We start from the raw sequence: 24,397 nt of genomic DNA, 5'->3' as shown, positions 1-24,397 counted from the left end.
GCAGGAGGCCGACGAAGTGACCTACCCAGTAGTGACGGAACAAGCACTGGCTCCGATCCAGCGAGGGTTTTTCTCCCGACGGCGGCGCACGGACGTCCCCCAGTTGCCGCCAGGAGCGGTGTATGTCTTCCAGGTAGGCGGACGGTACAGCGCCTACCCCGAAGGGATCGCGTTCGACCCGGCGAACGCGGAGGCGGTCGACGCCACCTCGGTCAGTCTGGTCGACATGCGTGCCCGATTGGTCGAGGCCGAGAGGGTCATCCCCTCGGTGAGCGAGGCCGACGCCTTCACCGTCAGAGCGACCTTCACCTGCCAGGTGACCGATGCCGCCACCGTCGCCCGGCAAGGCGTCATCGACGCGGCGATCCCCCTGCGCGCCTATCTGTCGGGGGAAGACCAACTGTCACGCGTGAGCGCGGCGCACCGCATCGAAGAAGTCAATGCCGTGCGCGAGCAGGTGACCCACAGGATGAACGCGTACACCACCATCGTGCCACCGCGCATCGTCGGAATGAGTGTGGAATATGTGGGCATCGAGGTGCTGACACCTGACGACCTGCGCACCTGGGAACAGGAAGTGCGGGACGAACGCCGGATGCGGGAAATGGTCCGCGGCCAGCGTGAGTTCGAGTCGGACGACGTGCATCGCATCGCGGATCTCCTCTCCCAGGGCAGTCACTACGTGGACGCGTTCGGTGTGGCCAGGGAAGACATCAGCATCCATGCCATCGCCGCACGTGTTCACCAGGCATTCGCCGACGACAAGGCATATGACCGACAGGTTGCTTCACAGGACAAACATCGGGCTCACGAGCGCGAGTCGGCTGAACGGGACAGGCGTCAGGCACTGTTGCTGGCTGTACTGAACCACGCGCGAGAATCCGGTTACGTCGACCACCAGTTGTTGCAGCAGTTGCTGGACTTCGGTAACAGGGCGGCGGCGCCGAACACCTCGCAAGCCACAGGCGCCCTTCCGCATGCCGCCGCCACATCGCGGTCCGCGGGTGACGCCTCCTACGGCGACCGTCACGGCTTCATCAAAGACGAGGACGATCTTCTTGACTGACCTCTTCAAGCCGCCGGACGGTTTCGGCAGGACGGAATCCCACCGGCTGCACGATCGTCTTTCCCGCAGGTTGAGGGCTTTGACCGGTGTGGACGAAGAGCTGCTCGCCTGGGTCTGGCACGAGCGCAGCAAGTACACAGCGCTCGGGGGTGTCGTTCTGGGCACGTCCGCTGTCGCCGCATTCTCGATGTGGAACTTCGCCAACGAGGCGGTCGGTGAAAGCACCTTCCTGGCATTGTTGCCCGCGGCGCTGTGGATGCTGTTCGTGCTCAATCTGGACCGCTGGCTGATCGCTCCGCAGCCCGGCCTCAAGCGGCGTGCGGCTCCACTCCTGCTGCGTCTCGTCATCGCCTTCTTTTTGGGCACCGTGGTGGCCGAGCCGCTGGTGCTGCGCATCTTCCAGACCGCAGTGGAAGAGCATGTGCAGGACCAGCGGAACGCGGTGGTGGACCGCTTGCGCAGCGATCTCTTGCGGTGCAACGCCGACCCGTCACGACCGAACCGAACCCCGACCGCCGACTGTTCGGACCATCTGCTCTCCTTCCCTGCGTCACCGGCAAGCGGGTATGAGGAGATCGGCTCACTGCGCAAGGACGCAGCCGCGCTCCAGAAGCGGGTCGACCGGGACACCAACCGCCTGGAGTATCTCGATGCCCAGGTCCGGGACGAATGCAGGCGCCTGATCCGTGACATGCGCACCGGGCTTCTGCAGCGCACGTCGGAGTGCCTGAGGTTGCGTGAGAAGGCCAGGGACTATCGGACCACACACGACACGGTCGCCAACGAACGACGGTTGGCGGAGATGTACCAACAGATCAAAGACGGTGGAAGCCGACTGGCCGGCTCGCGAGACGCCTTCCTCGAAGCCCGTGACAAGGAGATCACCCGGCGCGTCGCCCAGGAACGCGCGAAGCAGCGTGGCATCGGCATCCTGGAGAGGATGCAAGCGCTGGAAGCGCTTGCCGGTAAGAATGCCACGCTGCTGACCGGCGTCTGGGTGGTGCGGCTTCTCTTCATCCTCGTCGATGTCCTGCCGGTTCTCGCCAAGCTGCTCGGCAGCGCGAACAGCTACGACCGGTTGCTGTCGGCCCGGAGCCAGAGCGCGGTGACGATTCACGAGGAAGCCGTGCGGACGGCTGAGCGGCAGGCCATGGCGGCCTCGGAAATAGTGCGTGAGGAATGCGAAGACCGGGTCAGACGGCACAAGGCCGAGATCGACGCGGACCGTCGCGAGCACGTGGCGGCCATGCACATCCGGGTCAGCCAGGCAGTGAACGCGTTGGAGGACGAGATGCGACGCTCCTCTTCGGTCTGATTCCACGCCGGACCACGACGGTTCCTCCCGCGGACATCTGATGCACACATCTTGCTCGGCACTCCTGCCGACTGCACGTTCACAGAAGGGAACCGGTGTGGTGGGACCTGGCAGGCATGAGGAAGCGGACAACGAAACACGCCTTGCCCGCACCCTGCTGTCCGAAACACGCGAGGAAATGCTGAAAGCGGACCACAAGGCCAACGTTGTCCTGACCGTCCTGGGCATGGCTCTGACCGCCCTGGTCAGCGCCGTGGGCGCAGGTGGCGTGCGGCCATTGACCTATTCGGCAAGCGCCCAATCGCTCTTCTGGGCCGGCTGCGCGGCCGTCGCGCCGTCGTTCCTGCTCCTGGGGCTCGCTATCGTCCCGCGCACAGGAATCGGCCGCCGGGACCGTACCCACTACTTCGGTGACGTGGCTTCCGGGGTGACCGTGTGGCAACTGAAAGCCAGGATGCAGCAGACAGATGTCCATGAGCGGGACGTCAGCCAATTCGCGGTGTTGTCCGTACTGGTCACCGTGAAGTACCGGTGCATACGCCGCGCGATGATCTGGGGCGGTGTGTTCTTGTTCCTGACCACGGTCGGCATTCTGCTGGGAATCTCGTTACGTTGACCGCACAGACCCGTGGCAGGAACCGTCAGATCTTTGCCGGTCTCTGTTTTCCCGTCCGGACCGACCACGGACCAACGAAGTTCGCTCCTCCCGGAAGAGCCCCGGCTCCGGCCCGCCGAAGCAGGCCGGAGCCGGGGTCTTTGAGTGCTGAGCGGAGCCTTACAGCCCCACAGCCCCCCGCAGCGCCTCCACCCGATCCGTCCGCTCCCAGGTGAACTCGTCCAGTTCGCGGCCGAAGTGGCCGTAGGCGGCGGTCTGGGCGTAGATGGGGCGGAGGAGGTCGAGGTCGCGGATGATGGCGGCCGGGCGGAGGTCGAAGACCTCGGCGATGGCGTTCTCGATCTTGTCGACGTCGACGGTGGCGGTGCCGAAGGTCTCGACGAACAGGCCCACCGGCTCGGCCTTGCCGATGGCGTAGGCGACCTGGACCTCGCAGCGGGCGGCCAGCCCGGCCGCTACGACGTTCTTGGCGACCCAGCGCATGGCGTAGGCGGCCGAGCGGTCGACCTTGGACGGGTCCTTGCCGGAGAAGGCGCCGCCGCCGTGGCGGGACATGCCGCCGTACGTGTCGATGATGATCTTGCGGCCGGTCAGGCCGGCGTCGCCCATCGGGCCGCCGATCTCGAAGCGGCCGGTGGGGTTGACCAGCAGGCGGTAGCCGTCGGTGTCCAGCTTGATGCCGTCCTCGACGAGCTGGTTGAGGACGTGCTCGACGACGAACTCGCGGATGTCGGGGGCGAGCAGCGAGTCGAGGTCGATGTCCGAGGCGTGCTGGGAGGAGACGACGACCGTGTCGAGGCGGACGGCCTTGTGGCCGTCGTACTCGATGGTGACCTGGGTCTTGCCGTCGGGGCGCAGGTACGGGATGGTCCCGTTCTTGCGGACCTCGGACAGGCGCCGGGAGAGGCGGTGCGCGAGGTTGATCGGGAGCGGCATCAGCTCCGGGGTCTCGTCGCAGGCGTAGCCGAACATCAGGCCCTGGTCGCCCGCGCCCTGCTTGTCCAGCTCGTCCTCGTCGCCCTCGACGCGCTTCTCATAGGCGGTGTCGACGCCCTGGGCGATGTCGGGGGACTGTGCGCCGATCGAGACGGAGACGCCGCAGGAGGCGCCGTCGAAGCCCTTCTTCGACGAGTCGTAGCCGATCTCCAGAACCTTGTTGCGCACGAGGTTGGGGATGTCGGCGTACGCCTTCGTCGTCACCTCGCCGGCCACGTGGACCAGGCCGGTGGTGATCAACGTCTCGACGGCGACCCGGGAGGTCGGGTCCTCCTTCAGGAGGGCGTCGAGAATGGTGTCGCTGATCTGGTCAGCGATCTTGTCGGGGTGACCCTCGGTGACGGACTCCGAGGTGAACAGGCGGCGGGACACATCGCTCCCTGGGGTTGCAGCGGCTGCTGGCTGATCATTGGCGGAAAGGCCGAGAGCTGCGCTCGGCGCGATCCGGGGCCAGTTTATCGGTCATGAGCCGCGTTCGGGCACGTAGTCTCGATTTCTGGACCTACCGTGACCTGGGACACCTTGCCGGGGAGGGGAAGATCTCGTTCCGGCAAAGGGTCCGGGAGCGGTTTCCGATCATGTGGTGGGCGGGGTGGGAGAGGGCTACGGGGCGGTCAGGCGGGGGGCCACGAGGTCCCAGATCCGGTCCGAGAGGGCTTCCTTCGGGCCGTACGGTACGGGGGTCTCGGCGCCGTCGGCGGCCAGGATCACCGCCTCGTTCGCGGCCGATCCGAACGCCTTGTGGTCGCCGACCTCGTTGACGACCAGCAGGTCGCACCCCTTTCGGGTGAGTTTGGCGCGGCCGTTGGCGAGGACGTCGTCGGTTTCGGCGGCGAAACCGACGATCACCTGGCCGGGGCGAGGGCGGTCTGCGGAGATCTCGGCGAGAATGTCCGGATTGCGGACCAGAGCCACCGGCTCGGGCTCCTGGCCGTCCTTCTTCTTGATCTTGCCGGTGGCGTACGCGGCGGGACGGAAGTCCGCCACGGCTGCCGCCATCACCACCGCGTCGGCGTCCGCTGCGGCCTTCAGTACGGCCTCGCGCAGCTGGACGGCCGTACCGATGTGCACGACGTCGACCCCGGCCGGGTCGGGCAGCTCGCTGTTGCCGGCGACGAGGGTGACGCGGGCGCCGCGGGCCACGGCGGTGCGGGCGAGCGCGTACCCCTGCTTGCCGGAGGAACGGTTGCCCAGGAAGCGGACGGGGTCCAGGGGCTCGCGGGTGCCGCCGGCGCTGATGACGACGTGCCGACCGGAGAGATCACGCCCCAGCCCCTGCGGGCCGCGGGCCAGGACGCGGCGGCAGGTCTCGAAGATCTCGGCCGGGTCGGGGAAGCGGCCCTTTCCGGTGTCCACGCCGGTCAGGCGGCCGACGGCGGGTTCGATGACCACCGCGCCGCGGCGACGCAGCGTGGCGACGTTCTCCTGGGTGGCCGGGTGCTCCCACATCTCGGTGTGCATCGCCGGGGCGAAGATCACCGGACAGCGGGCGGTGAGGAGGGTGTTGGTGAGCAGGTCGTCCGCCAGGCCGTGGGCGGCCTTGGCCAGCATGTCGGCCGTACAGGGGGCCACCACGACCAGGTCGGCGGACTGGCCGATGCGGACGTGCGGGACCTCGTGGACCGACTCCCAGACCTCGGTGGAGGCCGGGTTGCCGGAGAGGGCGGCCCAGGTGGCCTCGCCGACGAAGTGCAGGGACGCCGCCGTCGGCACGACCCGGACGTCGTGCCCGGACTCGCTGAGCCGGCGCAGCAGCTCGCACGCCTTGTACGCGGCGATGCCGCCGCTGACGCCGAGGACGACCTTGGGCCGGCGCTCCGGGCCACTCCCGACCGCCGCGCCGCTCCCGACCGCCTCACCACTTCCGCCCCCCGGGCCGCTCCCGACCGCCGCGCCGCTCCCGCTCCCCGTGCCGCTCCCGGCCGCCTCGCCGGTTCCCCGCGCCGCGCCGCTCCCGTGCACCGGCCCGGCGACCGGCTGCTGCGGCTCCGGCTGTGTCGGCTTGTCCATCGCGTTCTCTCCCCACGCCGTGGGTTCCGTCCCCGCGGGGTGCGGACCCGGTTGGTCATCTGTCCCATGACACACCAAGGGCCCGGCAGCGGCGCTGCCGGGCCCTTGGAGAAGGCATCGGGGCGGAATCCTCAGGACGCCGTACCGCTCGACGCCGCACTGCTCACTGAGCCGGGCCCTCGACGGCCTCGGAGGTCAGCAGGCCCGCGTTGATCTCACGGAGCGCGATGGACAGGGGCTTCTCGTGCACGTGGGTGTCGACCAGCGGGCCGACGTACTCCAGCAGACCCTCACCGAGCTGCGAGTAGTACGCGTTGATCTGACGCGCGCGCTTGGCGGCGTAGATCACGAGGCTGTACTTCGAGTCGGTGGCCTCGAGCAGCTCATCAATCGGCGGGTTGATGATGCCCTCGGGCGCGGTGATGGAAGAGGACACTCTCTGCCTTCCGAAGGGGGTGTGAATCGGTGTAAAGATCAAAGAACCTTCATCAAGGCTAGCAGCTCGCGGCTGACGTCCTCGACGGAGGTGTTGACCAGGGTGACGTCGAACTCGGTCTCGGCGGCGAGCTCGACCTTGGCGGCCGCCAGGCGGCGCTCGATGACCTCGGGCGCCTCCGTACCCCGGCCGGTGAGCCGGCGGACCAGCTCCTCCCAGCTCGGCGGGGCCAGGAAGACCAGCTGGGCCTCCGTCATGGACTCGCGGACCTGCCGCGCGCCCTGGAGGTCGATCTCCAGCAGGACGGGCTCGCCTGCCTCCAGGCGGTCCTGGACGGCCTTGCGCGGCGTGCCGTAGCGGTTGCCCGCGAATTCGGCCCACTCCAGCAGTTCGCCGTTGGCGACGAGCTTGTCGAATTCCTCGTCGTCCACGAAGAAGTACTGGACGCCGTGCCGCTCCCCGGGGCGCGGCTTGCGGGTGGTGGCCGACACCGAGAGCCAGACCTCGGGGTGGACCTTGCGCATATGGGCGACGACCGTGCTCTTCCCGACCCCGGAGGGGCCGGAGAGCACGGTCAGCCGCGGACGGGAGTCCGGGGATACGGGGGATGAGCCCCGGGGTGTTGCAGCCATGCGGCGATTATTCCAGTTCCCCGGCAGTGCCAGAAAACTCAGCCGGCCTTGCTGCCGAACTCTCGCTCCAGGGCAGCGATCTGGTTGGTGCCCAGACCGCGGACCCGGCGGCTCTCGGAAATGCCGAGCCGCTCCATGATCTGCTTGGCGCGGACCTTGCCCACGCCGGGCATGGACTCCAGGAGGGCGGAGACCTTCATCTTGCCGATGACGTCGTTCTCCTGGCCCTGCTTGATGACGTCATGGAGGGAAGCGCCGGAGTTTTTGAGCCGATTCTTGACCTCGGCGCGCTCCCGGCGAGCCGCGGCGGCCTTCTCGAGCGCGGCTGCGCGCTGTTCAGGGGTAAGGGGCGGAAGAGCCACGCCTACGTCACCTCGGATGTCGAACTGTCGGATAAGGACCGGTGTGGAACCTAGTCGCCCCGCATCTGCGGGGCAACGAGCAACGCGCTTACGTGCACTGCTCTCGTCGGAGACTAGCGGCCAAGGCGCTCGGAGTCAGCGAGAACAGACGAAAAGTCCTGGTCAGACTCTGCTGACCGGGACATATCGGGACTAAAGTCCCTGCCGTTCGACCGGTGTACGCACCTCGTCGACCGCGGTACGCACCTCGTCGGCACATCCGAGGGCGGCCGCGCGGAGCGCCGCGACGTCCGGACCGTGCCGCAGCACCCCCCGGCTGACGCTCGGCACGACGTTGCGGACCGCGTCCCCGAAGACCCGCGGAAGGTCAGCGGGGGTCGCGCCCTGCGCACCGATGCCGGGCGCGAGCAGCGGCCCGCCGGTCGCCAGGTCGTACGAGGACAGGTCGCCGAGCGTGGCACCGACGACGGCTCCGTACGAGCCCAGCTCGCCCCGGGAGGCGGCGTCGGCGTTCGCCGCCTTCAGGTGGCCCAGCACGGTCGCGGCGACGGTGCGGCCGTCGGCCCGTACGGCGTGCTGGACCTCCTGGCCCTCGGGATTCGAGGTCAGGGCGAGGGCGAACAGGCCGCAGCCGTTCTCCCGGGCCAGGTCGACGGCCGGGGCGAGCGACCCGAAGCCCAGGTACGGGCTGACCGTGACCGCGTCCGAGAACAGCGGGGAGGCCGGATCCAGGTAGGTGGCGGCGTACGCGGCCATGGTGGAACCGATGTCGCCGCGCTTGGCGTCCATCAGCACGAGGGCACCGGCCTCCCGGGCCGCCGCGACGGTCTCCTCCAGGACGGCGATGCCGCGCGAGCCGAACCGCTCGAAGAAGGCGGACTGCGGCTTGAGGACGGCGACACGGTCGGCCAGCGCCTCGACGACGGTCCGCGAGAAGGCTTCCAGGCCCGCCACGTCGTCGCTCAGGCCCCAGTCGGCCAGCAGCGAGGCGTGCGGGTCGATGCCGACGCACAGCGGGCCGCGTGCGTCCATGGCGGCCCGCAGGCGGGCGCCGAAGGGTACGGGGCTCACTCGGAGGTCACCTTCTTGTGCTCGGCGCCGACCGCGTCGGCGAGGGTGGCGTACGGGCTGTTGCGCAGGCGGGCGGCCAGGCCCTTGTGGATCGCGCGGGCGTAGAACGGGCCCTCGTAGATGAAGGCGCTGTAGCCCTGTACGAGCGTGGCACCGGCGAGGATGCGCTGCCAGGCGTCCTCGGCGTTCTCGATGCCGCCGACGCCGACCAGGGTGACGCGGTCGCCGACACGGGCGTACAGGCGGCGCAGCACCTCCAGGGAGCGGGCCTTGACCGGGGCGCCGGACAGTCCGCCGGTCTCCTGGACGAGGGCCGGGTCGGAGGCCAGGCCGAGGCTGTCGCGGGCGATGGTGGTGTTGGTGGCGATGATGCCGTCCAGGCCCAGTTCCACGGCGAGGTCGGCGACCGCGTCCACGTCCTCGTCGGCCAGGTCCGGAGCGATCTTGACCAGCAGCGGGACGCGGCGGCCCTGGACGGTGCGGTCGGCCGCCTCGCGGACCGCGGCGAGCAGCGGGCGCAGGTGGTCGACGGCCTGGAGGCTGCGCAGGCCGGGGGTGTTCGGCGAGGAGACGTTGACGACCAGGTAGTCGGCGTGGCCGGCGAGGCGCTCCGTGGAGGTCACGTAGTCGGCGATCGCCGCGTCCTCCGGGACGACCTTGGTCTTGCCGATGTTGACGCCCAGCGTCGTACGGAAGACCGGGTTGCGGGCCGCCAGACGGGCCGCCACGGCCGCCGAACCGTCGTTGTTGAAGCCCATGCGGTTGATGAGCGCGCGGTCCGGCACGAGGCGGAACAGGCGCTTCTTGGGGTTGCCCGGCTGCGGCTCGGCAGTGACCGTGCCGATCTCGACGTGGTCGAAGCCGAGCATGGCCATGCCGTCGATGGCGACGGCGTTCTTGTCGAAGCCGGCGGCCAGCCCGAAGGGACCGTGCATCCGGCGGCCCAGGGCCTCGGTGCGCAGCTCCTTGTAGCGGGGGGCCAGGACGGCCGCGGCGAAGGTGCGCAGCACCGGGATGCGCGCGGCCAGCCGGATCCAGCGGAAGGCCAGGTGGTGGGCCTTCTCGGGGTCCATGCGCTGGAAGATCAGTTTGAAGAGGAGGGAGTACACGAGCGGGCGGGGCCTTCCGCGGGTCGAGGAGGTCGGAGGGGACAGCGCTCATGAGCGGTCCGGGGGCGGGGGCTCATGAAGAGGGGGACACCGCGGTGGTGTCCCCCTCCGGTGGCCCTACTCCTCGCGGGCCGCGGTCAGCTGCCGCGCGTGTTCCTGGAGGGAGCGCACGCCCACGTCGCCGCGGGACAGCGCCTCGATGCCCTGGACGGCGGCGGCCAGCGCCTGGACCGTGGTCAGGCACGGGACGGCGCGGGCGACGGCCGCGGTGCGGATGTCGTAGCCGTCCAGGCGGCCGCCGGTGCCGTACGGCGTGTTGACGATGAGGTCGACCTCGCCGTCGTGGATGAGCTGGACGATGGTCTTCTCGCCGTTGGGGCCCTCGCCCTCGCTCTTCTTGCGCACCACGGTGGCGTTGATGCCGTTGCGGCGCAGCACCTCGGCGGTGCCGGAGGTGGCGAGCAGCTCGAAGCCGTGGGCGACCAGTTCCCGCGCCGGGAAGATCATCGAGCGCTTGTCGCGGTTGGCGACGGAGACGAACGCGCGGCCCTTGGTGGGCAGCGCGCCGTACGCGCCGGCCTGCGACTTGGCGTACGCCGTGCCGAAGACCGAGTCGATGCCCATGACCTCGCCGGTGGAGCGCATCTCCGGACCCAGCACGGTGTCCACGCCGTGCCCCGCGGCGTCGCGGAAGCGCGACCAGGGCATCACGGCCTCCTTGACGGAGATCGGCGAGTCCAGCGGGAGCGTGCCGCCGTCACCGCTCTTCGGCAGCATGCCCTCGGCGCGCAGCTCGGCGACGGTGGCGCCCAGCGAGATGCGGGCGGCGGCCTTGGCCAGCGGTACCGCGGTGGCCTTGGAGGTGAAGGGCACGGTGCGCGAGGCGCGCGGGTTGGCCTCCAGCACGTACAGGATGTCGCCGGCCATCGCGAACTGGATGTTGATCAGTCCGCGCACGCCGACGCCCTTGGCGATGGCCTCGGTGGAGGCGCGCAGCCGCTTGATGTCGTAGCCGCCGAGCGTGATGGGCGGCAGGGCGCAGGCGGAGTCGCCGGAGTGGATGCCGGCTTCCTCGATGTGCTCCATGACGCCGCCGAGGTAGAGCTCGTGGCCGTCGTAGAGGGCGTCCACGTCGATCTCGATGGCGTCGTCCAGGAAGCGGTCGATGAGGACCGGGTGCTGGTCGATCAGGCCGGCGTGCCGCTCCAGGTACTCGCCCAGCGACGGCTCGTCGTAGACGATCTCCATGCCGCGGCCGCCGAGCACGTAGGACGGCCGGACCATGACCGGGTAGCCGATCTCGGCGGCGATGCCCTTGGCCTCGGCGAAGGAGTAGGCGGTGCCGTACTTGGGGGCGGGCAGGCCCGCGTCGGTCAGCACCTGGCCGAACGCGCCGCGCTCCTCGGCCAGGTCGATGGCCTCGGGCGAGGTGCCGACGATCGGTACGCCGTTGTCCTTGAGCGCCTGCGCCAGGCCCAGCGGGGTCTGGCCGCCGAGCTGGACGACGACGCCGGCGACCGGGCCCGCCGCCTGCTCGGCGTGCACGATCTCCAGCACGTCTTCGAGCGTCAGCGGCTCGAAGTACAGGCGGTCGGAGGTGTCGTAGTCGGTGGAGACGGTCTCCGGGTTGCAGTTGACCATGACGGTCTCGTAGCCCGCGTCGGAGAGCGCGAAGGAGGCGTGCACGCAGGAGTAGTCGAACTCGATGCCCTGGCCGATGCGGTTCGGGCCGGAGCCCAGGATGATCACGGCGGGCTTCTCGCGCGGCGCGACCTCGCTCTCCTCGTCGTAGGACGAGTAGAAGTACGGGGTCTTCGCGGCGAACTCGGCGGCGCAGGTGTCCACCGTCTTGTAGACGGGGCGGACGCCGAGCGCGTGCCGGACCTCGCGGACGACGTCCTCGGTCAGGCCGCGGATCGCGGCGATCTGGGCGTCGGAGAAGCCGTGCCGCTTGGCGTACGCCAGGACCTCGGGGCCGAGCTGGTCGGCGGCCGCGATCTCGTCGGCGGTCTCCTTGACCAGGAACAGCTGGTCCACGAACCACGGGTCGATCTTCGTGGCGTCGAAGATCTCCTCGGGGGTGGCGCCGGCCCGGATCGCCTGCATGACGGTGTTGATCCGGCCGTCCGTGGGGATCTCGGCCTTGACCAGCAGCTCCGCCTTGTCACCGGGGTCGCCGGTGAACTCGAACTGGCTGCCCTTCTTCTCCAGCGAGCGCAGCGCCTTGTTCAGCGCCTCGGTGAAGTTACGGCCGATGGCCATCGCCTCGCCGACCGACTTCATGGTGGTGGTCAGCCGGGCGTCCGCCGCCGGGAACTTCTCGAAGGCGAAGCGCGGGACCTTGACGACGACGTAGTCGAGGGTGGGCTCGAAGGACGCCGGGGTCTGCTCGGTGATGTCGTTGGGGATCTCGTCGAGCGTGTAGCCGACGGCCAGCCGGGCAGCGATCTTCGCGATCGGGAAGCCGGTGGCCTTGGAGGCGAGCGCCGAGGAGCGCGAGACGCGCGGGTTCATCTCGATGACGATGACCCGGCCGTCGACGGGGTTGACGGCGAACTGGATGTTGCAGCCGCCGGTGTCCACGCCGACCTCGCGGATCACGGCGATGCCGACGTCCCGCAGGATCTGGTACTCGCGGTCGGTGAGCGTCATCGCCGGGGCGACGGTGATGGAGTCGCCGGTGTGCACGCCCATCGGGTCGAAGTTCTCGATGGAGCAGACGACCACGACGTTGTCGTTCTTGTCGCGCATCAGCTCCAGCTCGTACTCCTTCCAGCCGAGGATGGACTCCTCCAGGAGCACCTCGGTGGTCGGCGACAGGGCCAGGCCCTGGCCGGCGATGCGGCGCAGCTCCTCCTCGTCGTGGGCGAAGCCGGAGCCGGCGCCGCCCATGGTGAAGGAGGGGCGGACGACGACCGGGTAGCCGCCCAGCTCCTCGACGCCCTTCAGGACGTCGTCCATGGTGTGGCAGATGTAGGAGCGGGCGGACTCGCCGTGGCCGATCTTGCGGCGGACGGCCTCCACGACCTCCTTGAACAGGTCGCGGTCCTCGCCCTTGTTGATCGCCTCGACGTTGGCGCCGATCAGCTCGACGCCGTACTGCTCCAGGGTGCCGGACTCGTGCAGCGAGATCGCGGTGTTCAGCGCGGTCTGGCCGCCCAGGGTGGGCAGCAGGGCGTCCGGGCGCTCCTTGGCGATGATCTTCTCGACGAACTCCGGGGTGATCGGCTCGACGTAGGTGGCGTCGGCGATCTCCGGGTCGGTCATGATCGTGGCCGGGTTGGAGTTGACCAGGATGACCCGCAGGCCCTCGGCCTTCAGGACCCGGCACGCCTGGGTGCCGGAGTAGTCGAACTCGGCTGCCTGGCCGATGACGATCGGGCCGGAGCCGATGACCAGGACGGACTGGATATCGGTGCGCTTAGGCACGCTGGCCCTCCATGAGCTGGACGAAGCGGTCGAACAGGTAGGCCGCGTCGTGCGGGCCCGCGGCGGCCTCGGGGTGGTACTGGACGCTGAAGGCCGGCCGGTCCAGGAGCTGGAGCCCCTCCACCACGTTGTCGTTGAGGCAGACGTGGGAGACCTCGGCGCGCCCGTAGGGGGTCTCGGAGATCTTGTCGAGCGGCGCGTCGACGGCGAAGCCGTGGTTGTGCGCGGTGACCTCGACCTTGCCGGTCGTACGGTCCTGCACCGGCTGGTTGATGCCGCGGTGCCCGTACTTCAGCTTGTACGTGCCGAAGCCCAGCGCGCGGCCGAGGATCTGGTTGCCGAAGCAGATGCCGAACAGCGGCGTGCCGCGCTCCAGGACCGCCTGCATGACGGAGACCGGGTGGTCGGCAGTGGCCGGGTCGCCCGGCCCGTTGGAGAAGAACACACCGTCGGGGTCGACGGCGTACACGTCCTCGGCGCTCGCCGTGGCGGGCAGCACGTGCACCTCGATGCCGCGCTCGGCCATGCGGTACGGGGTCATGCCCTTGATGCCCAGGTCGACCGCGGCGACCGTGAAGCGCTTGGTGCCCTGCGCGGGAACCACGTACGCCTCCTTGGTGGCCACCTCGGCGGACAGGTCGGCGCCCTTCATCTGCGGGGCCGACTGCACCTTGGCCAGCAGCGCCGCCTCGTCGGCGAGGCCGGTGCCGGCCGGGCCGTCGAGCGCCGGGCCGGAGAAGATGCCGACCCGCATCGCGCCGCGCTCGCGCAGGTGGCGGGTGAGGGCGCGGGTGTCGATGCCGCTGATGCCGACGACGCCCTGGGCGGCCAGTTCGTCGTCGAGGGTGCGGGCCGAGCGCCAGTTGGACGGGGTGCGGGCGGGGTCGCGTACGACGAAGCCGGAGACCCAGATGCGGGCGGACTCCGGGTCCTCGTCGTTGACGCCCGTGTTGCCGATGTGCGGGGCGGTCATGACGACGACCTGGCGGTGGTACGAGGGGTCGGTCAGGGTCTCCTGGTAGCCGGTCATGCCGGTGGAGAACACCGCTTCGCCGAAGGTCTCCCCCACGGCCCCGTAGGCGCGGCCGCGGAAGCTGCGGCCGTCCTCCAGGACGAGTATGGCGGGAGCCTTCGCGGCTGCCCTGGTGGAGGTCGTCATCGTGCGCCTTCCGTTTCGGTGATCTTGCTGCTCTTGATGTTCTCGCTGGTCAGCTCGGTCAGAGCGGTGACCCATGCGGTGTGCTCGGCGGCCCGGTCGGACCGGAAGCCGGAGTCGAGTTCCTTGTCGCCGTGCGCCCAGGTGATCACCAGCAGGCCGCCCTCGGGCAGGACCTTGCCGGCGATGCCCTTGTCCAGGCGGGCACCGCGCAGCGCGGCGGCCGGGACGAAGAAGTCCTGCGCGCCGGGCCGTACGACGTCCAGGCCGGCGTCCGTCAGGGTCAGCTCGGCGCGGCTGCGGGTGCCCAGGCCGCGTGCGACGACGCGGTCCAGCCACTGTCCGGCGGTCGTCGAACCGTGGTAGCGGCCGGTCATCGTCAGCAGCGGCTCCCCGGCGTCCTCGGGCGCCGTGGGCAGCTCGGGCAGGTCGCCCTGGAGGGTGCCGCGCCACTTCCAGCCCTCGCGCATCAGCCAGTACAGGAGCGCGACGAACAGGAGCAGTCCGACGACCCAGCCGATCCGGGCCGCCCAGTCGGTGACCTCGGCGGACTTCTGCTCGGCTGCCAGTTGGATGATTGAAGATGTCACGCCAGTTTCCCGTCCACGACCGTTGCCCGGCCCCGCAGGAAGGTGTGGGTCACGCGACCCGGCAGCTCACGGCCCTCGTAGGGCGTGTTGCGGCTGCGGGACGCGAAGCCCGCGGGGTCCACGGGTCCACGGTATGCCGGATCGAGCAGCGTGAGGTTGGCGGGCTCGCCAGGCGAGACCGGACGGCCGTGCCCCTTGAGACGGCCGATCTGCGCGGGGCGGCCGGACATCCGGTCGGCGACGCCCGCCCAGTCCAGCAGACCGGTGTCGACCATCGTGTGCTGGACGACGGAGAGCGCCGTCTCCAGGCCGACCATGCCCATGGCGGCCGCGCCCCACTCGCAGTCCTTGTCCTCGTGCGGGTGCGGGGCGTGGTCGGTGGCGACGCAGTCGATGGTGCCGTCGGCCAGCGCCTCGCGCAGCGCCAGCACGTCGGCCTCCGTACGCAGCGGCGGGTTCACCTTGTAGACGGGGTTGTAGGACCGGACCAGCTCGTCGGTCAGCAGCAGGTGGTGCGGGGTGACCTCGGCGGTGACGTTCCAGCCCTTGGACTTGGCCCAGCGGACGATCTCGACGGACCCGGCGGTGGACAGGTGGCAGATGTGCACCCGCGAACCGACGTGCGCGGCGAGCAGCACGTCCCGCGCGATGATCGACTCCTCGGCCACCGCCGGCCAGCCGGCCAGGCCCAGCTCGGCGGAGACGATGCCCTCGTTCATCTGAGCGCCCTCGGTCAGCCGGGGCTCCTGGGCGTGCTGGGCGATCACGCCGTCGAACGCCTTCACGTACTCCAGCGCGCGGCGCATGATCACCGCGTCGTCCACGCACTTGCCGTCGTCGGAGAAGACCCGGACGCCCGCGGCCGAGTCGTGCATGGCGCCCAGCTCGGCGAGCTTCTTGCCCTCCAGGCCCACGGTCACCGCGCCGACCGGCTGCACGTCGCAGTAGCCGGACTCCTTGCCCAGGCGCCAGACCTGCTCGACGACGCCCGCGGTGTCGGCGACGGGGAAGGTGTTGGCCATGGCGTGCACGGCGGTGAACCCGCCGACGGCGGCGGCCTTGGTGCCGGTCAGGACGGTCTCGGAGTCCTCACGGCCCGGCTCGCGGAGGTGGGTGTGCAGGTCGACCAGGCCGGGCAGCAGGATCCGGCCCGCGGCCTCGACGACGGTGGCGTCCTCGGTACCGGCCAGTTCGTTGCCGACGGCGGTGATCACGCCATCGGTGATCAGGACGTCCTGCGGCTCGCCACCCAGGACGTTCGCCCCGCGGATCAGGGTCTTGCTCATTACTTGCTCTCCTCGAAACGCGCGGCTTGGGGCGTAGTGGTGGTGACGGCGGGTTCGTTCCCGCCCAGCAGCAGGTACAGGACGGCCATCCGGATGCTGACACCGTTGGCCACCTGCTCGACGGCGGTGCAGCGCGGCGAGTCGGCGACCTCGGCGGTGATCTCCATGCCGCGGTTCATCGGGCCGGGGTGCATCACGATCGCGTGGTCGGGCATCCGGCTCATCCGGTCGCCGTCCAGGCCGTAGCGCCGGGCGTACTCCCGCTCGGTGGGGAAGAAGGCGGCGTTCATCCGCTCGCGCTGGACGCGCAGCATCATCACCGCGTCCGACTTGGTCAGCACCGCGTCCAGGTCGTAGCTGACCTCGCACGGCCACCGCTCGACACCGACCGGCACCAGCGTGGGCGGCGCGACCAGCGTCACCTCGGCGCCCAGGGTGGTCAGCAGGTGGACGTTGGAGCGGGCGACCCGGCTGTGCAGGATGTCGCCGACGATGGTGATGTGGCGGCCGGACAGGTCCTGGCCCGCGCCGTCGGTCAGGTGCCGGCGCATGGTGAAGGCGTCCAGCAGCGCCTGGGTGGGGTGCTCGTGCGTACCGTCGCCGGCGTTGACCACCGAACCGCCGATCCAGCCGGAGGTGGCCAGGCGGTGCGGGGCGCCGGAGTCGCCGTGCCGGATGACGACGGCGTCCGCGCCCATCGCCTCCAGGGTCAGCGCGGTGTCCTTCAGCGACTCGCCCTTGGAGACGGACGAGCCCTTCGCGGAGAAGTTGATGACGTCCGCCGACAGCCGCTTGGCGGCCGCCTCGAACGAGATGCGGGTGCGCGTGGAGTCCTCGAAGAAGAGGTTGACGACGGTGCGTCCGCGCAGGGTGGGGAGCTTCTTGATCGGCCGGTCCGCCACCCGGGCCATCTCCTCGGCGGTGTCGAGGATCAGGACGGCGTCGTCGCGGGTGAGGTCGGCGGCCGAGATGAGATGACGCTTCATCCGGTTTTCTCCGTGGGTGAGGGAGGTGTACGGGTATGTCCGTCGAGCAGGCATGACTGGCGGCCCGGCCGTACCGGGTCCGTCCAGAGGGGCGCTACTGCTCGCCGGCCGGGGCGGTCTGCTTGACGCCGAGCAGCACGGCGTCGCGGCCGTCCTCCTCGGTGAGCTGGACCTTGACCGTCTCCCGCAGCGACGTGGGGAGGTTCTTGCCCACGTAGTCGGCACGGATCGGCAGCTCGCGGTGGCCGCGGTCGACCAGGACGGCGAGCTGCACGGCGCGCGGCCGGCCGATGTCGTTGAGGGCGTCGAGGGCGGCACGGATGGTCCGGCCGGAGAAGAGCACGTCGTCGACGAGGAGGACCACCCGGCCCTCGATGCCGTCACCGGGGATGTCGGTGCGCGCGAGGGCGCGCGCCGGGCCCAGGCGCAGGTCGTCGCGGTACATCGTGATGTCGAGCGAGCCGACCGGTACCGCGCGGCCGGTGATCTCTTCGAGCTTGGCGGCCAGCCGGCGGGCGAGGAAGACCCCGCGGGTGGGAATGCCGAGGAGCACCACGTCGTCGGCGCCCTTGGCGCGTTCGACGATCTCGTGGGCGATGCGGGTGAGCATGCGCGTGATGTCCGGGCCTTCGAGGACCGGACGCGCAGCGTTGGAGCTGGGGGCGTCCATGACGAACGGACCTCCTTCTCCGCCTCACAGGACGGACTTTAAAGGACGTCGGGGTTACGCCGTTCACGGTACCAGGAGCCACGGCGGGGTCCGAGCGCACCCCTTCGGGGCCACCGTGTGACTCATTCGGCTTGACGACGCCGAATTACGCTGCGTAACCTCACAGTGAGTTACCAGCCGCGCGGCCCGCGCCGCACGTCTACACAGCGTCCGGGGAGCTTTATGTCCAGCGAATACGCCAAACAGCTCGGGGCCAAGCTCCGCGCCATCCGCACCCAGCAGGGCCTCTCTCTCCACGGTGTCGAGGAGAAGTCCCAGGGCCGCTGGAAGGCCGTCGTGGTGGGTTCGTACGAGCGCGGCGACCGTGCCGTGACCGTACAGCGCCTGGCCGAGCTGGCCGACTTCTACGGTGTGCCGGTGCAGGAACTGCTGCCGGGCACGACCCCAGGCGGAGCGGCCGAGCCGCCGCCGAAGCTGGTCCTGGACCTGGAGCGCCTGGCCCACGTCCCCGCCGAGAAGGCCGGCCCGCTGCAGCGCTACGCCGCCACGATCCAGAGCCAGCGCGGCGACTACAACGGCAAGGTCCTCTCGATCCGCCAGGACGACCTGCGCACCCTCGCCGTGATCTACGACCAGTCGCCCTCCGTGCTGACCGAGCAGCTGATCAGCTGGGGCGTGCTGGACGCCGACGCGCGCCGCGCGGTGCAGCACGAGGACATCTGACCCCGTACGGCGTCACCTGCAGAAACGTACCGCCGCTTCCGACTCCGTCGGGGCGGCGGTTTTCTGTGCACCGGTACCTGCGGCGCTCACTCCTGCCCCGCACGTGCGAAGGGCCCGGAGCGTCGATACGCTCCGGGCCCTTTCACGGGATCCACCGCCGCCTCAGCGCGCCTCGCGCCGCAGGCTGGGCTTCAGTTCCTTCAGGCGGGCCAGCAGGCCGTTGACGAAGGCCGGGGATTCGTCCGTGGAGAACTCCTTGGCCAGCTGCACCGCTTCGTCGATCGCCACGGCGTCCGGCGTCTCGTCCACCCAGATCAGCTCGTACGCGCCGAGCCGCAGGACATTGCGGTCGACCGTCGGCATCCGGTCCAGCGACCAGCCGACGGAGTAGGTGTCGAGCAGTTCGTCGATGCGCTCGACGTGCTCCGCGTACCCCTCGACCAGTTGCAGGGTGTACTCGTTGACCGGCGGCTGCCGCGGATCGGTCCGGGCGTGCCGCATCCAGTCCGCCAGCACGGACTGCACGTCGGCACCGCGCTGGTCGGCCTCGAAGAGGATCTGGAAGGCGCGCTTACGGGCCTTGTTACGGGCGGCCACGGTTAGCTGTTCACCCGGCCGAGGTACTCGCCGGAGCGGGTGTCGACCTTGATCTTCTCACCGGTCGTGATGAAGAGCGGCACCTGGATCTGGTAGTCGGTCTCCAGGATGGCGGGCTTGGTGCCACCGGTGGAGCGGTCGCCCTGGACGCCCGGCTCGGTCTCCTTGATGACCAGCTCGACGGCGGCCGGCAGCTCGACGTAGAGCACCTCGCCGTCGTGCTGCGCCACGACGGCCTCGAAGCCTTCGAGCAGGTAGTTGGCGGCGTCACCGACGGTCTTGCGGTCGATGTGCAGCTGGTCGTAGGTGTCCATGTCCATGAAGACGAAGTACTCGCCGTCCATGTACGAGAACTGCATCCCACGCTTGTCGACGTTGGCCGTCTCGACCTTCACACCGGCGTTGAAGGTCTTGTCCACCACCTTGCCGGACAGCACGTTCTTGAGCTTGGTGCGGACGAAGGCGGGGCCCTTGCCGGGCTTGACGTGCTGGAACTCGACGACGGACCAGAGCTGGCCGCCTTCGAGCTTGAGCACCAGGCCGTTCTTGAGGTCGTTCGTGGAAGCCACGGTTGCGGAATCTCCTGGACTGCGGGTGGTGGGACCCCGGGCAGCCGCGCGTCGAACCGGGTCCGGCTCAGAGCGCGAGCAGCTCCTTGGTCGTGATCGTGAGTAGCTCGGGCCCGCCGTCCGCCTCGGGGCGGACGACGAGTGTGTCGTCGATCCGGACGCCGCCGCGGCCCGGGATGTGAATCCCCGGATCGACGGTGACCGGCACGCAAGCGTCCAGTTTACCCATGGCCGCAGGTGACAGCCGAGGGTCCTCGTCGATTTCGAGTCCCACGCCGTGTCCGGTACCCGGCCCCAGGCGCTCGCCGTGGCCCGCGCCGACCAGCACCTGACGTGCCGCCCGGTCCACCTCGCGGCACTCCACACCCGGTGCCAGTGTCTCCCGCCCGGCTCGCTGGGCTGCGAAAACAAGGTCGTACAGCTCGATCTGCCAGTCCGCCGGCGTGGTGCCGATGACGAAGGTACGGCCGATCTCGCAACGGTAACCGCGGTAGTTCGCCCCCAGGTTGACGGTCAGGAAGTCACCTTCCTCGACCCGCCGGTCGGTGGGCAGATGTCCGGGACGTCCCGAATGCGGCCCTGCGGCGACCGAGGTGGCGAAGGCCGGGCCGTCCGCACCGTGGTCGACCAGACGGCGCTCCAGTTCCAGGGCGAGGTGCCGCTCCGTACGGCCCACCAGGATCGACTCCAGCAACTCGCCGAGGGCCTGGTCGGTGATCTCCGCGGCGATCCGCAGGCAGGAGATCTCCTCGTCGTCCTTGACGACCCGCTGCGCCTCGACGGCGCGGGCGAGGTCGGCGAGCCGCAGCCGGGGCGCCACCTGGGCCAGCGCGCGGTGCCGGGCGACCGTGAGGTGGTGCTCCTCGACGGCGAGCGAGCCCGCCCCCGCCCGCGCGGCCTGGTCGGCGGCGGCCACCACCGGGTCGCCGTCCCGGGTGGGCAGCTCGGAGACCCGCAGCTCCTCGGCGGGCCGTCCCTCCGAGGGGTCGCCGCTGAGCGGCCCCTCGGTCAGCAGGAGGTCGTCGTCGGGGCCGAGCAGCAGGGCCGCGCCGGGCGGTGCGCAGCCGGCGAGGTAGCGGACATTGGCGGGACGCGAGATCAGCGCCGCGGCGCTGCCGGCGGCGGCGCAGCGGTCGCGCAGCCGCGTACGCCGGGCCGAGTAGAGCTCGGACATGCACCGAGCGTACGGGCCCTGGTCGGGCCCGGCCGGTCGGGCGGGTCCGGGTGGGGGATTCGGCGGCGGGACCGTCCGGGGGGCGTGCGGCGGACCTGGCTGGGGACGCGCGGCGGGTGTGGCCGGACGGTCAGGGTCGGACTGACGGCGCCGTACGGACCGGACCCCGATGGGCTCGGCTGTCCGGTGGCGTGGACGTGGTCGTGGTCGTGAGGCTCCACCCCTCGTGGCCCTCGTGGCCCTCGTGGCCTCATGGCTGCATGAAAGGCGTACAGGGAGAGGACGAGGCGGCGGCACGGGGCCGGGTGCCGCCGCCTTGGGGAACCGGTCTACCCGGCCCGGTTCTCCGTGTGCTCGGGCAGGCAGAACAGCAGGGCCCACAGCAGGGCCAGGAGACCACCGACCCACCACAGCACGGTGATGAACGCTTCGCGGTTGAGTGCGGCCTCGGGTGAGCCGCCGGTGGTCGCGAAGAACACCAGCGCGGTCAGCGCTGTGCCCAGGGCGATGCCCAGGTGCATGACGGTGTTGAACAGGCCCGAGGCGGACCCCGCGTCCTCGTGCGGGACCTCGGCCAGCGACATGTCGGCGAGCGGGCCGCCGACCATGCCGAGGCCGAACCCGATCAGTATGACCGGAGCAGTCATCGCCACGAGGCTCAGGGCCGCCTGGGCTGTTTCGATCTGGAGCCCGTAGGCGGCCGTCGAGGCGAGCGTGACGAGAGCTCCGGCTTGCGGCAGCCGGCGGGCGAAGCGCCCGCCGCTCCTCGCCACGACCGTCGCACCGCCCAGCTCTCCGACGGAGAGCAGCACGAAGGCCAGGGCCGCGTGGAAGGGGCTCATGCCCAGCCCGTGCTGGAGGTAGAGGGTCCAGGTCATGAAGAACAGCCCGCACAGCAGGCCGTGCACCAGCTGTGCGGCCATGCCGCCGGAGAACTGCCGGCCCCGGAAGAGGGACAGAGGTACGAGCGGGGCGTTGCCCTGCTTGCGCTTCTGGTGCCGCAGGAAGACGCCGAGGACGAGCAGGCCCGCGGCGAGCAGGGCGAAGCACCACAGCGGCCAGTGGTGGAGGTGCCCCTCCGTGAGGGGGAATACGATCAGGACGACGGCCGACGCGGACAGGAGCATGCCGGTCAGGTCGAGCCGGTTGGCCTTCTGCACCGTCGACTCGGGGACGAACCTGCGCCCCAGGAGGAGCACGGCGAGGCCGACGGGCACGTTGACCAGGAAGATCGGCCGCCAGGACAGCCCGAACAGGTCCGACTCGGTCAGCAGGCCGCCCATCACCGGGCCCAGGACATTGGCGAGCGACATGACGGCCCCGTACAGGCCGAACACCTTGCTGCGGTTCTGCCCCTCGAAGGTGACATGGAGGGTGGCCAGGATCTGCGGGATCATCACGGCCGCCCCCACGCCTTGGAGCGCGCGGGCGGCGATCATCATGCCCGGCCCGTCAGCGAGGCCGCACAGCAGTGAGGCCGTGGTGAACACGACGGTGCCGATGAGGAGGATTCTGCGGCGGCCGTAGAGGTCGCCGAGGCGTCCGCCGGTGATCAGTCCGACGGCGATGGGCAGTGAATAGCCGGTGGTCAGCCACTGCACCGTGTCCGGTCCGGCGCCAGTGGACTCCTGGATCGCGGGCAGGGCGGTCAGGACGACCGACTGGTCGATCATATCCATCAGCTCGGCGCCCAGAAGCACCAAGAGGGCGATCCAGGCCGCCGGGCCCATCTTCGACAGACCGGGTGCGGGCCGGGCCGGGGGCTGGGTGGTGGTGTGCTTCGGCTCGTTGTCGAGCGCGGAGGAAGACACGACGGGAAACTCCTGATCCAAAGGGATCGGGGAGCTCTGCCGACAGCCGCACCAGGTCCGGAAAGCACGAAACCCGGGGCAGACGGCAGAGCTGCACCCGGGAAGGAAAACTGCGGGGGAGGGTGACGCAACTCAGGCCAGCGCGGCGTCCGCCCCGGACACGTGCGACACAACAGCACGCGGGGAACGCGGACGACTACATGGCCTGGTTAATAGGTCGCCACCTCAAGGTCGACACAGGAGGAACAGGAAATCCGGTCGCTGCCACCGATACCTCGGCACAGGAACTTTTGCACGCTACGACATCCCGGGCTCCCGACGCAAACAAGACGTCTGTGACAGCGTCCGAGGCACGACAGCCCCACAGGAAGCCTCCCCGAGCGACGCGGACGACGCCGAACGCCCCCGGCTCGCACTGCCGGGCCGAACTCGCCTCACCCTGCCGCTCGCACTCCACTCCGGCGTGGTTGCCCGCACTTGCGACACCGGCCGCTTCAGTACGGGACCGCTTCAGCGCGGGACCGCTTCAACCCGCGGCCTTCGAGGTCACAGGTCACCGGCCAAGCGGGCAGGTGACCCTACGGGGCGAATCGAACAAGATCGTCCCCCCGGCGGGGGCATACCCGGAGGGGACGGCGGGAACCCCGGGCACCCCGGTATCCCCGAGAATCCCGGGGTCGGGGCAGGGGCCGCAGGAGGGAATGCCGGGGCAGGGGCGGCCGCGGCAGGGAGTGCCGGGCCGGGGCTGCGGCCTCTTCCGGGTCCCCTACCAGCTCGGCGGGCTCGCGATGCTGCGGGCGACCACGTCGTCCAGGAGGCGGGCCGTGGTGGGTACGTCGTGTGCGGAGTTGTCGATGATGGGCAGGCCGGAGCCGTACCAGCCCGCCATCCGGCCGTGGATGCGGGCGACCTCCTCGTCGGAGAGGCGCCGGTTGCCCGTGCGGCGGGCGTTGCGCTCCAGGACGATCTCCAGGCCCGGCAGCAGCACGATCGGCAGCAGGCCGGGGCCCACGTGGCGCTTCCAGCCGCCGAGGCCGATGACCGGGCGGTCCGGGAAGACGGCGTCGTCGAGGATGCAGGAGATGCCGTTGGCGAGGAAGTTGCGGGCCGCGAAGCCGCAGGTGCGGCGGGCCAGGCGGTACTGCGCCTCGGAGTGGTCGTTCCAGCCCGACTGGGGGTCGGCGAAGCCGGACCGTACCCATTCGCGGACGTCGTCGAGGCTGATGTGCGCGGTGGGCACCCGGCGGGTGTCGGCCCAGTGCCGGGCGACGCTGGTCTTGCCGGCGCCGGCCGGGCCGATGAGCAGCACGGCCACGGCGGCGTGCGCGGCGTCCGGCGCGGAAGCACCGGCGGGCGGGCTGGGCAGCGCCACGGGGGCGCCGGGCGGGAGCTGGATGTGCCCGGTGGCCTCGGCGGGCGGCGGCGCGGTCGGCGCGCCGTGCGGCGGGGCGGCGGGCGGCGGGGGCGCGGGCCAGCCGGGCGCGGGCGGCGCGGCCTGCGGCTGGTGCTGATGCTGGTGCGGCGGTATGGGGTGACCGGGACCGGGATGCGGGGTCATCGCGGCCCCGTGGCCGGGCACCGGCCCGTGAGGCGGTGGCAGCGGAGTCCCCCCTGCGTGCTGCATCCGGTGGCTCTCCGTCTCGTGCGGTCGAATGCTCGTGGCCGCCCGGGGCATGCGCGGTGCTCGCGGTACGGGCGGGAGTTGCGTCCGTACGGTGTTCGCGTGTCCGGCGCGCCGGGCGTCCGGCCCGGGTGGGCCGAGGTGGTTGTCCGGCGAACGGTACCCGCAGAAC

General features: G+C 70.3%; 22 protein-coding genes. 4 read left to right on the top strand and 18 right to left on the bottom strand.

All coding sequences use genetic code 11. The annotated features are described in order from the left end of the window. Window positions 1-118 precede the first annotated feature (118 nt). The 3 genes from OEIGOIKO_RS35005 to OEIGOIKO_RS34995 all read left to right on the top strand — a co-directional run bounded on the left by OEIGOIKO_RS35005 (window position 119) and on the right by OEIGOIKO_RS34995 (window position 2,997). Window positions 119-1,066, top strand: coding sequence for a hypothetical protein (locus tag OEIGOIKO_RS35005; RefSeq protein WP_246177729.1), 948 nt, complete (start codon window positions 119-121; stop codon window positions 1,064-1,066). Further along, a complete protein-coding gene (locus OEIGOIKO_RS35000) occupies window positions 1,059-2,381 on the top strand; it encodes a DUF4407 domain-containing protein (RefSeq protein WP_246177727.1) in 1,323 nt (440 codons plus the stop codon). Before OEIGOIKO_RS35005 ends, OEIGOIKO_RS35000 begins: the two co-directional genes overlap by 8 nt. 97 nt (window positions 2,382-2,478) lie before the next feature. Then, the gene (locus OEIGOIKO_RS34995; RefSeq protein WP_125057395.1) at window positions 2,479-2,997 is read left to right on the top strand and encodes a Pycsar system effector family protein; all 519 of its coding nucleotides are present in this window, start codon (window positions 2,479-2,481) and stop codon (window positions 2,995-2,997) included. 159 nt (window positions 2,998-3,156) lie between these two features. Here the strand turns inward: OEIGOIKO_RS34995 and metK are convergent, their stop codons facing one another. From metK to pyrR, 13 genes are all read right to left on the bottom strand, one after another. Further along, window positions 3,157-4,365, bottom strand: coding sequence for a methionine adenosyltransferase (metK, locus tag OEIGOIKO_RS34990; RefSeq protein WP_030999375.1), 1,209 nt, complete (start codon window positions 4,363-4,365; stop codon window positions 3,157-3,159). Window positions 4,366-4,596: 231 nt separating this feature from the next. Further along, window positions 4,597-6,003, bottom strand: coding sequence for a bifunctional phosphopantothenoylcysteine decarboxylase/phosphopantothenate--cysteine ligase CoaBC (gene coaBC / locus OEIGOIKO_RS34985; RefSeq protein ID WP_246177725.1), 1,407 nt, complete (start codon window positions 6,001-6,003; stop codon window positions 4,597-4,599). Between the two features lie 163 nt (window positions 6,004-6,166). Further along, window positions 6,167-6,439, bottom strand: coding sequence for a DNA-directed RNA polymerase subunit omega (gene rpoZ, locus OEIGOIKO_RS34980; RefSeq protein ID WP_003982715.1), 273 nt, complete (start codon window positions 6,437-6,439; stop codon window positions 6,167-6,169). Between the two features lie 38 nt (window positions 6,440-6,477). Then, a complete protein-coding gene (gene gmk / locus OEIGOIKO_RS34975; RefSeq protein WP_125057394.1) occupies window positions 6,478-7,071 on the bottom strand; it encodes a guanylate kinase in 594 nt (197 codons plus the stop codon). 38 nt (window positions 7,072-7,109) lie between these two features. Next, on the bottom strand, window positions 7,110-7,433 hold the full coding sequence (locus OEIGOIKO_RS34970; protein WP_030999380.1) for an integration host factor: 324 nt from the start codon (window positions 7,431-7,433) through the stop codon (window positions 7,110-7,112). Between the two features lie 192 nt (window positions 7,434-7,625). Then, the gene (pyrF, locus tag OEIGOIKO_RS34965) at window positions 7,626-8,504 is read right to left on the bottom strand and encodes an orotidine-5'-phosphate decarboxylase (RefSeq protein ID WP_125057393.1); all 879 of its coding nucleotides are present in this window, start codon (window positions 8,502-8,504) and stop codon (window positions 7,626-7,628) included. Beyond that, entirely contained in the window at window positions 8,501-9,613 is a 1,113-nt protein-coding gene (locus tag OEIGOIKO_RS34960) for a quinone-dependent dihydroorotate dehydrogenase (protein WP_125057392.1), read from the bottom strand. The genes pyrF and OEIGOIKO_RS34960 overlap by 4 nt, the downstream gene beginning before the upstream one ends. 117 nt (window positions 9,614-9,730) lie before the next feature. Then, the gene (gene carB / locus OEIGOIKO_RS34955; RefSeq protein ID WP_125057391.1) at window positions 9,731-13,042 is read right to left on the bottom strand and encodes a carbamoyl-phosphate synthase large subunit; all 3,312 of its coding nucleotides are present in this window, start codon (window positions 13,040-13,042) and stop codon (window positions 9,731-9,733) included. Then, on the bottom strand, window positions 13,035-14,201 hold the full coding sequence (gene carA, locus OEIGOIKO_RS34950; RefSeq protein ID WP_125057390.1) for a glutamine-hydrolyzing carbamoyl-phosphate synthase small subunit: 1,167 nt from the start codon (window positions 14,199-14,201) through the stop codon (window positions 13,035-13,037). The genes carB and carA overlap by 8 nt, the downstream gene beginning before the upstream one ends. Further along, entirely contained in the window at window positions 14,198-14,788 is a 591-nt protein-coding gene (locus tag OEIGOIKO_RS34945; RefSeq protein ID WP_125057389.1) for a PH-like domain-containing protein, read from the bottom strand. Before OEIGOIKO_RS34945 ends, carA begins: the two co-directional genes overlap by 4 nt. Further along, window positions 14,785-16,074 (bottom strand): dihydroorotase, encoded by a 1,290-nt coding sequence (locus OEIGOIKO_RS34940; RefSeq protein WP_125057388.1) that lies wholly within the window; start codon window positions 16,072-16,074, stop codon window positions 14,785-14,787. Before OEIGOIKO_RS34940 ends, OEIGOIKO_RS34945 begins: the two co-directional genes overlap by 4 nt. Next, window positions 16,074-17,060 (bottom strand): aspartate carbamoyltransferase catalytic subunit, encoded by a 987-nt coding sequence (locus tag OEIGOIKO_RS34935; RefSeq protein WP_125057387.1) that lies wholly within the window; start codon window positions 17,058-17,060, stop codon window positions 16,074-16,076. Before OEIGOIKO_RS34935 ends, OEIGOIKO_RS34940 begins: the two co-directional genes overlap by 1 nt. A 94-nt stretch (window positions 17,061-17,154) precedes the next feature. Beyond that, complete coding sequence (pyrR, locus tag OEIGOIKO_RS34930) at window positions 17,155-17,730, bottom strand: bifunctional pyr operon transcriptional regulator/uracil phosphoribosyltransferase PyrR (RefSeq protein WP_030999392.1); 576 nt, start codon at window positions 17,728-17,730, stop codon at window positions 17,155-17,157. A 222-nt stretch (window positions 17,731-17,952) separates the two neighbouring features. Here pyrR and bldD point away from each other — a divergent pair, with 222 nt between their 5' ends. Continuing rightward, window positions 17,953-18,453, top strand: a complete 501-nt coding sequence (bldD, locus tag OEIGOIKO_RS34925) for a transcriptional regulator BldD (protein ID WP_003982726.1) — start codon at window positions 17,953-17,955, stop codon at window positions 18,451-18,453. A 162-nt stretch (window positions 18,454-18,615) separates the two neighbouring features. Here the strand turns inward: bldD and nusB are convergent, their stop codons facing one another. From nusB to OEIGOIKO_RS34900, 5 genes are all read right to left on the bottom strand, one after another. Then, a complete protein-coding gene (nusB, locus tag OEIGOIKO_RS34920) occupies window positions 18,616-19,050 on the bottom strand; it encodes a transcription antitermination factor NusB (protein ID WP_030999394.1) in 435 nt (144 codons plus the stop codon). A gap of 2 nt (window positions 19,051-19,052) precedes the next feature. Next, on the bottom strand, window positions 19,053-19,619 hold the full coding sequence (gene efp, locus OEIGOIKO_RS34915) for an elongation factor P (protein ID WP_125057386.1): 567 nt from the start codon (window positions 19,617-19,619) through the stop codon (window positions 19,053-19,055). 67 nt (window positions 19,620-19,686) lie between these two features. Beyond that, entirely contained in the window at window positions 19,687-20,793 is a 1,107-nt protein-coding gene (locus tag OEIGOIKO_RS34910; RefSeq protein ID WP_125057385.1) for an aminopeptidase P family protein, read from the bottom strand. Window positions 20,794-21,122: 329 nt separating this feature from the next. Beyond that, window positions 21,123-22,604, bottom strand: coding sequence for an MFS transporter (locus OEIGOIKO_RS34905; protein ID WP_125057384.1), 1,482 nt, complete (start codon window positions 22,602-22,604; stop codon window positions 21,123-21,125). Between the two features lie 766 nt (window positions 22,605-23,370). After that, window positions 23,371-24,228: an AAA family ATPase gene (locus tag OEIGOIKO_RS34900; RefSeq protein ID WP_125057383.1), complete on the bottom strand. Its 858-nt coding sequence runs from the start codon at window positions 24,226-24,228 to the stop codon at window positions 23,371-23,373. Window positions 24,229-24,397: the final 169 nt, after the last annotated feature.

It is taken from the genome of Streptomyces paromomycinus (genome assembly GCF_003865155.1).
Classification (GTDB): domain Bacteria; phylum Actinomycetota; class Actinomycetes; order Streptomycetales; family Streptomycetaceae; genus Streptomyces; species Streptomyces chrestomyceticus.
Note: the sequence above shows the minus strand (reverse complement) of the source record. Positions and strands in the feature narration are given on the sequence as shown.